This window comes from Neobacillus drentensis (assembly GCF_036962765.1).
In the GTDB taxonomy this organism is placed as follows: Bacteria; Bacillota; Bacilli; order Bacillales; family Cytobacillaceae; genus Neobacillus; species Neobacillus drentensis_C.
In genome coordinates this window covers 1-1,426 of the sequence record NZ_JBALOS010000412.1, presented here as the reverse complement: position 1 = coordinate 1,426, position 1,426 = coordinate 1, and the positions used below count along the sequence as shown (strand labels likewise).

At 34.4% G+C, this 1,426-nt stretch carries 1 protein-coding gene and 2 pseudogenes; 2 read left to right on the top strand and 1 reads right to left on the bottom strand.

The window, feature by feature from the left end; genetic code table 11:
• Nucleotides 1-510: pseudogene (locus V7137_RS30195) on the top strand (FMN-dependent NADH-azoreductase); the annotation flags it as partial.
• Nucleotides 511-551: 41 nt separating this feature from the next.
• Complete coding sequence (locus V7137_RS30190) at nt 552-998, top strand: carboxymuconolactone decarboxylase family protein (protein ID WP_335701484.1); 447 nt, start codon at nt 552-554, stop codon at nt 996-998.
• A gap of 309 nt (nt 999-1,307) precedes the next feature.
• Here V7137_RS30190 and V7137_RS30185 read toward each other — a convergent pair.
• Nucleotides 1,308-1,426, bottom strand: a pseudogene (locus V7137_RS30185) (YitT family protein); the annotation flags it as partial.

Here is a 1,426-nt window from a genome sequence, read left to right as displayed (position 1 = left end):
AACTTGTACAGTGATGTAGTGCCTATGTTAGATAAAACCGTTTTAAGAGCATGGGAAAAACAACGAAAAGAACAGGAACTAACTACCCACGAATAAATATTAATGGGGCGTATGTCCGAGATCTTACAACATTTTTATAAATGCAATACGTTTGTCATCGCTTTACCTTTACACAATTTTAATATTCCATCAAAGTTAAAAGATTACATGGATAATATAATGAAAGCACATGAAACCTTTAAATATACTGAAAATGGGTCAGTGGGCTTACTTAAAGACGGACGAAGAATGCTTGTCATACAAGCCAGTGGTTCAATCTATACAAATGATGATTGGTATACAGAAGTTGATTACTCTAATAAATATCTGAAATCAATGTTCAATTTCCTTGGTATTGAAGATTATCAAATCATTCGGGCACAAGGAATTGCTTTACTAGAACCAAATGAAGTATTACAAAAAGCATATAAAGATGCTGAAGAAGCTGCTTCAAGCTTAGCACCTAAATGAATACTGTCTTAAAGGAAAAGAAATATAAGGAGGTAATTAAATTGGAACAACGAGTTGATTATTACAATGTAGCACCAGAAGCACTTAAAATAATGATGGAAATGGAGAAGTATACGAAAACAACAGGTATAGACCGTAAACTTCGTGAACTTATAAAAATTCGGGCTTCTCAAATAAATGGTTGTGCATATTGTATTAACATGCATACAGCTGATGCTAGAAAAATGGGAGAAACAGAACAACGTTTATATTGTATTAGTGCTTGGAGAGAGTGCACATTTTACACAGATGCAGAAAAAGTAGCTCTTGAGTTGACTGAACACGTAACTTTAATCCCGACAAAACGCGTGCCAGATGAGCTTTATCAACGTGTACGTGAACATTATGACGAGAGACAATATGTTGACCTTGTACTGATCATTAATCAAATCAACAGTTGGAATAGAATTTCTATTGCAATGGGGAATACAGCAACTGAAAAAGAATGACTCTCAGCGAACATCTAATCGTGTTCGTCTCAGATTGTAGAAAAAAGGCATCCAAATGAACCAGATTGGATGCTTTTCCGTTTTATACTTATATAGAGCATAAAATTACCTCTTGTTTGGTCAACCTTATGCCATTTCAGAACTTCCTATAATTCTCCAGTATGATAGTCACAATCATCCTTATGAAAGATTGTGAAATATTGTACTTAAACTATCGGGTGCTTGTGTTGAAGATCGGAGCTGTCATTTTGGCTGCTTTTCTTTTTGTGCTATCGGTGCAGGAGTTGAACAAGAAAAATAAAAAGCATTCTATATTGAATGGTTTCTATCTTTATCATAATTTGGTGATGTACTAGAGTGTGTTAAAATGCGGTCTAGTACTTTTTCAGTAAATGGCATAAAGTAATTAAGTATTAGCCCCCCTAAAC